1 pseudogene is annotated in these 330 nt (G+C 67.0%); it reads right to left on the reverse strand.

What is annotated here, in order from left to right:
• Positions 1-173, reverse strand: a pseudogene (locus CCN29_RS25055) (biotin--[acetyl-CoA-carboxylase] ligase); the annotation flags it as partial.
• Between the last annotated feature and the right edge of the window lie 157 nt (positions 174-330).

The following is a 330-nucleotide window of genomic DNA, read 5'->3' on the forward strand; positions in this document are numbered from 1 at the left end:
GCCCCCGCCCCCGCACGCGCCACAAGATCGGAGTTCGTGGACCCGGTCCGCTGCACCACGTCCACCTCCCGCCACAAACTCCCCTCCCGCACGAGCGCCCGCCGCAGCGCCCCCACGTTCAAGGGAGGCCGATCCAGATCCGACCACCGGCCGAAGTCATCTCGAGGTGTCATGCAACCCACACTAGGTGTGGGAAACACCGCACTGCCGAACACACAGCCCCCCACTACGCTACGGATGAGTAACCGTCCCCCCTTTTGAGCAGGCAGGGAGCCGCGATCCCGATGTCCGAGCCGGAAGTGCAGCCGGAAGAGCAGCAGCCTGACATCC

This window comes from Streptomyces pseudogriseolus (assembly GCA_002154585.1).
In the GTDB taxonomy this organism is placed as follows: Bacteria; Actinomycetota; Actinomycetes; order Streptomycetales; family Streptomycetaceae; genus Streptomyces; species Streptomyces pseudogriseolus.